General features: G+C 47.2%; 15 protein-coding genes. All 15 read right to left on the bottom strand.

Annotation, left to right across the window (positions count from 1 at the left end; genetic code table 11):
* Positions 1-689 precede the first annotated feature (689 nt).
* A complete protein-coding gene (gene rplQ / locus VV869_RS11685; RefSeq protein WP_047885208.1) occupies positions 690-1,076 on the bottom strand; it encodes a 50S ribosomal protein L17 in 387 nt (128 codons plus the stop codon).
* A gap of 33 nt (positions 1,077-1,109) precedes the next feature.
* The gene (locus VV869_RS11680; protein WP_337735081.1) at positions 1,110-2,099 is read right to left on the bottom strand and encodes a DNA-directed RNA polymerase subunit alpha; all 990 of its coding nucleotides are present in this window, start codon (positions 2,097-2,099) and stop codon (positions 1,110-1,112) included.
* Positions 2,100-2,122: 23 nt separating this feature from the next.
* Positions 2,123-2,743 carry a 30S ribosomal protein S4 gene (gene rpsD / locus VV869_RS11675; RefSeq protein ID WP_261601595.1) on the bottom strand — a complete coding sequence of 207 codons (621 nt, stop codon included), beginning with the start codon at positions 2,741-2,743 and terminating at the stop codon, positions 2,123-2,125.
* Between the two features lie 32 nt (positions 2,744-2,775).
* On the bottom strand, positions 2,776-3,165 hold the full coding sequence (gene rpsK / locus VV869_RS11670) for a 30S ribosomal protein S11 (RefSeq protein ID WP_005370963.1): 390 nt from the start codon (positions 3,163-3,165) through the stop codon (positions 2,776-2,778).
* Between the two features lie 19 nt (positions 3,166-3,184).
* On the bottom strand, positions 3,185-3,541 hold the full coding sequence (gene rpsM / locus VV869_RS11665) for a 30S ribosomal protein S13 (protein ID WP_047876506.1): 357 nt from the start codon (positions 3,539-3,541) through the stop codon (positions 3,185-3,187).
* Between the two features lie 145 nt (positions 3,542-3,686).
* On the bottom strand, positions 3,687-3,800 hold the full coding sequence (gene rpmJ / locus VV869_RS11660; protein WP_000868186.1) for a 50S ribosomal protein L36: 114 nt from the start codon (positions 3,798-3,800) through the stop codon (positions 3,687-3,689).
* A 29-nt stretch (positions 3,801-3,829) separates the two neighbouring features.
* Positions 3,830-5,155, bottom strand: coding sequence for a preprotein translocase subunit SecY (secY, locus tag VV869_RS11655; RefSeq protein WP_255389265.1), 1,326 nt, complete (start codon positions 5,153-5,155; stop codon positions 3,830-3,832).
* 22 nt (positions 5,156-5,177) lie between these two features.
* Positions 5,178-5,612, bottom strand: a complete 435-nt coding sequence (rplO, locus tag VV869_RS11650; RefSeq protein ID WP_337735080.1) for a 50S ribosomal protein L15 — start codon at positions 5,610-5,612, stop codon at positions 5,178-5,180.
* A 5-nt stretch (positions 5,613-5,617) separates the two neighbouring features.
* Positions 5,618-5,797: a 50S ribosomal protein L30 gene (gene rpmD, locus VV869_RS11645; protein WP_107299064.1), complete on the bottom strand. Its 180-nt coding sequence runs from the start codon at positions 5,795-5,797 to the stop codon at positions 5,618-5,620.
* 5 nt (positions 5,798-5,802) lie between these two features.
* Entirely contained in the window at positions 5,803-6,300 is a 498-nt protein-coding gene (rpsE, locus tag VV869_RS11640; RefSeq protein ID WP_007469103.1) for a 30S ribosomal protein S5, read from the bottom strand.
* Between the two features lie 12 nt (positions 6,301-6,312).
* The gene (gene rplR, locus VV869_RS11635; protein ID WP_337735079.1) at positions 6,313-6,666 is read right to left on the bottom strand and encodes a 50S ribosomal protein L18; all 354 of its coding nucleotides are present in this window, start codon (positions 6,664-6,666) and stop codon (positions 6,313-6,315) included.
* A gap of 9 nt (positions 6,667-6,675) precedes the next feature.
* Entirely contained in the window at positions 6,676-7,209 is a 534-nt protein-coding gene (gene rplF, locus VV869_RS11630; RefSeq protein WP_337735078.1) for a 50S ribosomal protein L6, read from the bottom strand.
* Between the two features lie 10 nt (positions 7,210-7,219).
* The gene (gene rpsH, locus VV869_RS11625; protein WP_337735077.1) at positions 7,220-7,612 is read right to left on the bottom strand and encodes a 30S ribosomal protein S8; all 393 of its coding nucleotides are present in this window, start codon (positions 7,610-7,612) and stop codon (positions 7,220-7,222) included.
* A gap of 36 nt (positions 7,613-7,648) precedes the next feature.
* Positions 7,649-7,954, bottom strand: a complete 306-nt coding sequence (gene rpsN / locus VV869_RS11620) for a 30S ribosomal protein S14 (protein ID WP_261601590.1) — start codon at positions 7,952-7,954, stop codon at positions 7,649-7,651.
* A gap of 15 nt (positions 7,955-7,969) precedes the next feature.
* Positions 7,970-8,509: a 50S ribosomal protein L5 gene (rplE, locus tag VV869_RS11615; RefSeq protein WP_337735076.1), complete on the bottom strand. Its 540-nt coding sequence runs from the start codon at positions 8,507-8,509 to the stop codon at positions 7,970-7,972.
* Between the last annotated feature and the right edge of the window lie 2 nt (positions 8,510-8,511).

The following is an 8,511-nucleotide window of genomic DNA, read 5'->3' as shown; positions in this document are numbered from 1 at the left end:
TTACTGATTTCTTGCCGCCGCTTTTTAAGAAAAAGCAGAAGCAAAAATAAATTGACTGTGCCGATATAGCCGAAGCTATGTCGTATTGGTCACTCAGTTCACTGATAAATCTTTTGACTATCATTACACGAGTGCCCACACAGATTGCATGGTCAAATTGTTAAAGAACTAATTATTCAACAAGTTAACTTCAAAGTTTGAACTTTCTTGTCGAACAGGGCAGCCATTCTATCGAATCAATCTTCAGTGTCAAACACTTTTTTTCAGATTAATTCTTGGTGCCTTACTGTGGAACTCTGCTCGCTATTTGCTTGCTTCGTCCCTGTCAGTGAGGCGGCATTATAGAGAACCAAATTCGGTTGGCAACCCCAAAATTTCAAAAAGAATGTTGAGCGATTGAAAAATAACCACCAGAAAGCAAAATCGCTGTCTTTTAACACTCCCCTCTCCCTATTTTTCAATTTTGACCTTGTCGAAGAATAAACAAGCAGGAGCAAAACATGGGTCATAGGGCAAGCGCTCCCCGAAATCTACATGCAAAGGAAAAGGAAAAGGAAAAGGAAAAATTTAGAACTATCTATAAAGGAGTGAATAAAGAATAGAGTTTCATCCCAGCGGTTTAATCAAAACTACAGGTATAAAAAAAGCCGAGTCAATGACTCGGCCTCTTTCATTTAACGCGCATTTGCTTATTCAGCAGCAGCTTCTTCCTGAACTTCAGGACGGTCTACTAGCTCGATGTAAGCCATAGGGGCTTTATCGCCAGCACGGAAACCGCATTTCATAATACGAGTGTAACCGCCTGGACGCTGAGCAAAACGTGGACCTAATTCGTTAAATAGTTTCGCAACAACTTCGTTATCACGAGTACGTGCGAATGCCAGACGACGGTTAGCAACACTGTCAGTCTTAGCTAGGGTAATCAATGGCTCAATTACGCGACGCAGCTCTTTTGCCTTAGGCAGGGTAGTCTTGATAAGCTCGTGACGTACCAGAGAGCCAGCCATGTTGCTGAACATCGCTTTGCGATGGCTGCTGTTGCGGTTGAGTTGACGACCACTCTTACGATGGCGCATGACCTAATCCTTCTAACTAGATATCAGTAACTATTAATCTTCAGCGATTGATGCTGGCGGCCAGTTCTCTAGGCGCATACCCAGAGAAAGACCACGTGATGCCAGCACGTCTTTAATTTCAGTCAAAGACTTCTTACCCAGGTTAGGCGTTTTCAGAAGCTCAACCTCAGTACGCTGAACAAGATCACCGATGTAATGGATCGCTTCTGCTTTCAGACAGTTAGCAGAGCGAACAGTTAGTTCAAGATCGTCTACAGGACGCAGTAGGATCGGATCGAACTCAGGCTTCTCTTCTTTCTCTTCAGGAACTCGTACATCACGCAGATCTACGAATGCATCCAGTTGCTCGGCCAGAATTGTAGCCGCGCGACGGATAGCTTCCTCAGGATCAAGCGTACCGTTTGTCTCCATATCGATAACCAGCTTATCCAGGTCTGTACGTTGTTCAACACGTGCAGCCTCAACAGCATAAGCGATACGGTCAACTGGGCTGAAAGTTGCATCAACTAGCAGACGACCAATTGGGCGCTCATCTTCTTCAGTATGAATACGAGCAGACGCTGGTACGTAGCCACGACCACGCTCTACCTTGATGCGCATGCTGATGTCAGCATTGTCATCAGTTAGGTGGCAGATTACGTGCTCTGGGTTCGCAATCTCAACATCACCGTCGTGGGTGATGTCACCTGCAACAACAGGGCCTGCACCAGACTTATTCAGAGTAAGGATAACTTCGTCTTTACCCTCAACCTTAACGGCCAGGCCTTTAAGGTTCAGAAGGATCTCAAGAACATCTTCCTGTACTCCTTCTTTGGTGCTGTACTCGTGTAACACACCGTCGATCTCTACTTCAGTGACAGCACAACCCGGCATTGAAGATAGTAGGATGCGACGTAGAGCATTACCCAGAGTGTGACCGAAACCACGCTCTAGCGGCTCAAGAGTTACTTTTGCATGCGTCGTGCTAACTTGTTCAATATCAACAAGACGCGGCTTAAGAAATTCTGTTACAGAACCCTGCATTGTGTCCTCTCTTAACTATAGCCTTACTTAGAGTAAAGCTCGACGATCAGGTGTTCGTTGATGTCGGCAGACAAATCAGAACGTTCTGGAAGACGCTTGAACGTACCTTCCATTTTGCTGTTGTCTACTTCGACCCAAGTCGGTAGTTCACGCTGAGTAGCAACTTCTAGAGCTGCTTTGATGCGTGCTTGGTTCTTAGCTTTCTCACGAACGCTAACAACGTCGTTAGCCGCTACCTTGAAAGAAGGAACGTTTACGACTTGACCGTTAACTAGGATCGCTTTGTGGCTTACCAGCTGACGTGCTTCAGCACGAGTTGAGCCGAAGCCCATGCGGTAAACTACGTTATCCAGACGACCTTCCAGAAGTTGCAGCAGGTTTTCACCTGTGTTGCCTTTCAGGCGAGCAGCTTCTTTGTAGTAGTTACGGAATTGTTTTTCCAGAACGCCGTAAGTACGACGAACTTTTTGCTTCTCACGAAGCTGAACGCCATAGTCAGATAGACGACCGCGACGAGCGCCGTGTACACCTGGTGCGTTATCGATTTTACACTTGGTATCAATCGCGCGAACGCCAGACTTAAGGAACAAGTCTGTACCTTCACGACGGCTAAGCTTCAGCTTAGGACCCAAATATCTTGCCATGTTCTTTCTCCAGTTTTCCTAGAAACGAAACGTTATACGCGACGTTTCTTAGGTGGACGACAACCGTTATGAGGGATCGGAGTCGCATCAACAATGTTAGTGATACGGAAACCCGCAGCGTTCAGAGCGCGGATAGTAGACTCACGACCTGGACCTGGGCCCTTAACCATAACTTCCAGGTTCTTAACGCCATATTCTTTGGCCATTTCACCACAACGCTCAGCAGCAACCTGTGCAGCGAACGGAGTAGATTTACGAGAACCACGGAAACCAGAACCACCGGCAGTTGCCCAAGAAAGAGCATTACCTTGACGGTCAGTAATGGTTACGATTGTGTTGTTGAAAGAAGCATGAATGTGCGCAACGCCATCAGCAACTTGCTTACGTACGCGCTTACGAGCGCGAGTTGGTTGTTTAGCCATTGTACTCTACCTTATCCGACTATTTTTTGATCGGCTTGCGCGGACCCTTACGGGTACGTGCGTTGGTTTTAGTACGCTGTCCACGTAGTGGTAGACTGCGACGATGACGAAGACCACGGTAACAACCAAGGTCCATCAGACGCTTGATGTTCATGGAAACTTCACGACGTAGATCACCTTCTACAGTGTACTTAGCTACACCATCACGCAGTAGATCGATCTGCTCTTCAGTCAGTTCACTGATCTTAACATCTTCAGCAATACCCACTTCAGCTAGGATAGCTTTTGAGCGAGTTTTGCCGATGCCGTAGATCGCTGTAAGAGCGATTACAGAATGTTTATGATCAGGAATGTTAATGCCTGCAATACGGGCCACTATTCACTCCTAGTACTTTTCAAGAATAACCGCTGCAAAGCCCGTTTAGGATACGCAGCGGTGGGACAATTCTTTTGCACACACAAAAGATTGGTTGGCTAATTTAGCCAACCTACCTTCAATTTGCAAGAAATATTTCTGCTAATTAGCCTTGGCGCTGTTTGTGCTTTGGCTCACTGCAAATTACACGCACAACACCGTTGCGCTTGATAACTTTACAGTTACGGCAGATTTTCTTAACGGAAGCACGAACTTTCATTGCTAAACTCCGTAAATGGATAACTAGTCTTATCGGCCGTGGCCTTTAAGGTTAGCCTTTTTCAAAACAGACTCATATTGTTGAGACATCAGATGTGTCTGAACTTGAGCCATGAAGTCCATAATAACTACAACTACAATCAGTAGTGATGTACCGCCAAAGTAGAAGCGGACATTCCATGCAATCATCATAAACTCGGGGATCAGACAGATAAAGGTAATGTACAGAGCACCTGCCAGTGTCAGGCGAGTCATCACTTTATCAATATACTTCGCGGTCTGCTCACCCGGGCGAATACCAGGTACGAACGCACCAGACTTCTTCAAGTTATCCGCTGTCTCGCGAGGGTTGAACACCAACGCGGTATAGAAGAAACAGAAGAAAATAATCGCAGCTGCATACAGCATCACATACAGTGGCTGACCTGGGCTAAGCGCCAGCGAGATATCGCTGAGCCAACCTAGATTCTCATTCTGACCGAACCACTGAGCCAGTGTACCCGGAAACAGAATAATACTGGATGCAAAAATCGCTGGAATTACCCCTGCCATGTTGATTTTCAACGGCAAGTGGGTGCTCTGCGCAGCAAAAACACGACGGCCTTGCTGACGCTTGGCGTAGTTGACGACGATACGACGCTGACCACGCTCCATGAACACCACAAAATAAATTACAGCGAAAGAAATAACTGCAATTAATAGTAGAAGAAGTACGTGCAATTCACCTTGACGTGCTTGCTCTACGGTCTGTCCAATAGCCGGCGGCAAACCTGCAACGATACCAGTAAAGATAATTACTGAAATACCGTTACCAATGCCACGCTCGGTAATTTGCTCACCCAACCACATCAGAAACATGGTACCGGTGACCAAACTCACTACCGCGACAAAGTAAAATCCAAGGCCCGGGTTAATCACCAGGCCAGGGATCATACTTGGTAACCCCGTTGCAATACCAATTGCTTGGAAGGTTGCCAAAACAAGCGTGCCGTAACGAGTGTACTGGCTAATCTTACGACGGCCAGACTCCCCTTCCTTTTTCAACTCGGCCAAAGCCGGGTGAACAACCGTCAGCAACTGGACAATAATCGATGCCGAAATATACGGCATGATCCCCAGCGCCAAGATGGAAGCACGCTCAAGTGCACCACCAGAGAACATGTTAAACAGTTCAATGACGGTGCCCTTTTGCTGTTCGAACAGATCGGCAAGTACAGCAGCGTCAATACCAGGAATAGGCACAAAGGAGCCGGCTCGGAAAATTAAGATTGCACCTAATACAAAGAGTAGGCGAGTCTTAAGCTCTGCTAGGCCACCTTGGGCGCTACGAAAATCTTGTCCTGGTTGTTTAGCCATCTGTACCTCATCCTCGAGTTAATTATTCCTCGATTTTACCGCCTGCAGCTTCGATCGCAGCTTTAGCGCCTTTAGTTACGCGTAGACCTTTCACTGTAACTGAGCGAGCGATTTCACCAGAAAGTACAACTTTCACGAACTCGATGTTCTTAGTGATTACGTTCGCAGCCTTCAGTGTTTCTAGGCTTACTACGTCACCTTCAACTTTCGCCAGCTCTGCTAGACGAACTTCAGCTGTTACCAGGCTCTTGCGAGAAGTAAAACCGAATTTTGGTAGACGCTGTTTCAAAGGCATTTGACCGCCTTCGAAGCCTGGACGTACAGAACCACCTGAACGTGATTTCTGACCTTTGTGACCACGGCCACAAGTTTTGCCCAGACCTGAACCGATACCACGGCCTACGCGCTTCGCAGAAGGCTTAGAACCCGCAGCTGGAGCTAGAGTATTCAAACGCATTCTGATTACTCCTCAACTTTAACCATGTAGATAACTTTGTTGATCATGCCGCGTACGCAAGCAGTATCTTCAAGTTCTACAGTGTGGTTGATGCGACGTAGACCCAGGCCACGCAAAGTAGCTTTATGCTTAGGCAGACGGCCGATTGAGCTCTTGGTCTGCGTTACTTTAATAGTCTTAGCCATGTCGATTACTCCAGAATTTCTTTAACAGAAAGACCACGCTTAGCAGCGATCATTTCTGGAGAGTTCATGCCACTCAAACCGTCAATAGTCGCGCGAACGATGTTGATTGGGTTTGTAGAGCCGTATGCTTTTGCCAGAACGTTGCGAACACCCGCAACTTCCAGAACTGCACGCATTGCACCACCGGCGATGATACCAGTACCTTCTGATGCAGGCTGCATGTACACTTTAGAACCAGTGTGGCGGCCTTTAACAGCGTGGTGCAGAGTACCGTCGTTCAGGGCAACAGTAACCATGTTGCGACGAGCTTTTTCCATCGCTTTCTGGATCGCAGCAGGAACTTCACGTGCCTTGCCGTAACCGAAACCAACGCGACCGTTGCCGTCACCAACTACAGTTAGTGCAGTAAAGCTGAAAATACGACCACCTTTAACCGTCTTAGATACACGGTTAACAGCGATCAGCTTTTCATGCAAATCTGATTGAGTTTTTTCGTTAGCCATCTTCCGCCTACCTTAGAATTTCAGACCAGCTTCACGAGCAGCTTCTGCTAGTGCAGCAACACGGCCGTGGTATTGGAAACCAGAACGATCGAATGCAACGTTAGAGATGCCTTTTTCAATCGCGCGCTCAGCAATAGCTTTACCTACTACTGCAGCTGCGTCTTTGTTACCGGTACCCTTAACCTGCTCACGGATCGCCTTTTCTACTGTAGAAGCGGCTGCGATTACCTCAGAACCATTTGGTGCGATAACCTGCGCGTACACGTGACGTGGAGTGCGGTGTACAACCAGGCGAGTAACGCCCAGTTCAGCAATCTTGCGACGTGCACGGGTCGCACGACGGATACGAGATGCTTTCTTATCCATAGTGTTACCTTACTTCTTCTTAGCTTCTTTAGTACGCACAACTTCGTCGGCGTAACGAACACCTTTACCTTTGTAAGGCTCAGGGCTACGGTAAGCGCGAATATCAGCAGCAACCTGACCAATCAACTGCTTATCAGTACCTGTCAGTACGATTTCAGTCTGAGTTGGACATTCAGCTTTGATACCTGCTGGTAGTTCGTGCTCAACTGGGTGCGAGAAACCAAGGGTCAGACCTACAGCGTTGCCTTTGATGGCAGCACGGTAACCAACACCCTTAAGAATCAGCTTCTTAGTGAAGCCTTCAGTAACACCAACAACCATGTTGTTAACTAGTGCACGTGCAGTACCTGCTTGTGCCCAAGCTTTTTCGAAACCTTCACGAGGACCGAAAGTGATTGTGTTTTCTTCCTGGGAAAGAACTACTGCATCATGAATAGTGCGAGTTAGTTCGCCCTTACCACCTTTTACAGTGATTTCCTGGCCGTTAAGTTTAACTTCTACGCCGGCAGGAATTACTACAGGTGCTTTTGCAACACGAGACATTTCCTACTCCTTAAGCTACGTAGCAGATAATCTCACCGCCAAGACCCGCTTTGCGAGCAGCGCGGTCAGTCATCAGACCTTTGGAAGTGGATACAACAGCAATACCCAGACCGCCCATCACTGAAGGCAGAGCATCTTTTTTCTTGTAGATGCGCAGACCTGGACGTGATACACGTTGGATTTGCTCAATAACTGGGTTCGCTTCGAAGTACTTAAGAGTCACTTCTAGCTCAGGCTTCACTTCACCAGAAATGGTGTAGTCAGCCACAAAACCTTCTTCTTTCAGCAGTTTAGCAATAGCAACTTTCAGCTTAGAAGATGGCATTTTAACAGCAACTTTTTTCGCTGCCTGACCATTGCGAATGCGGGTCAGCATATCCGAAATCGGATCTTGCATGCTCATAAGTCAATTACTCCGTGATTCTAATTTGGTAAATAATTACCAGCTAGCTTTGCGCAGACCCGGAATCTCGCCTTTCATGCAAGCTTCACGAACCTTGATACGGCATAGACCAAACTTACGCAGGTAGCCGTGTGGACGTCCAGTCTGGTTACAGCGGTTACGCTGACGAGACTTCGCAGAATCACGTGGTAGTGACTGAAGTTTAAGCACTGCATTCCAGCGGTCTTCTTCAGACGCATTCACGTCGTTGATTAGAGCTTTCAGCGCAGAACGCTTTTCAGCGAACTTTGCTACTAGCTTGGCGCGTTTTACTTCGCGCGCCTTCATGGATTCTTTAGCCATTAGTAACCCTTACTTTTACTTACGGAATGGGAAGTTAAAAGCAGATAGCAGAGCACGAGCTTCTTCGTCAGACTTCGCAGAAGTCGTGATAGTGATATCTAGACCACGTACACGATCAACTTTATCGTAATCGATCTCTGGGAAGATAATCTGCTCACGAACGCCCATGCTGTAGTTACCACGACCGTCGAATGATTTCGGGTTCAGACCACGGAAATCACGGATACGAGGAACAGCAATTGCAATTAGACGCTCGAAGAAGTCCCACATACGTTCGCCACGTAGAGTTACTTTACAGCCAATAGGGTAGCCCTCACGGATCTTAAAGCCAGCAACAGACTTACGTGCTTTAGTGATCAGCGGCTTCTGACCTGCGATTGCAGTCATGTCAGCAGCTGCGTTCTCTAGCAGTTTTTTGTCGTTGATCGCGTCGCCCACACCCATGTTCAGTGTGATTTTTTCGATCCTTGGGACTTGCATGATGCTCTTGTATTCGAACTTGTCAGCAAGCTCTTTTACAATAGTCTCTTTGTAGTAATCATGCAGTTTCGCCATAG

This window comes from Photobacterium sp. MCCC 1A19761 (assembly GCF_037389125.1).
Classification (GTDB): domain Bacteria; phylum Pseudomonadota; class Gammaproteobacteria; order Enterobacterales; family Vibrionaceae; genus Photobacterium.
This window is presented reverse-complemented; position numbering and strand designations above follow the sequence as displayed.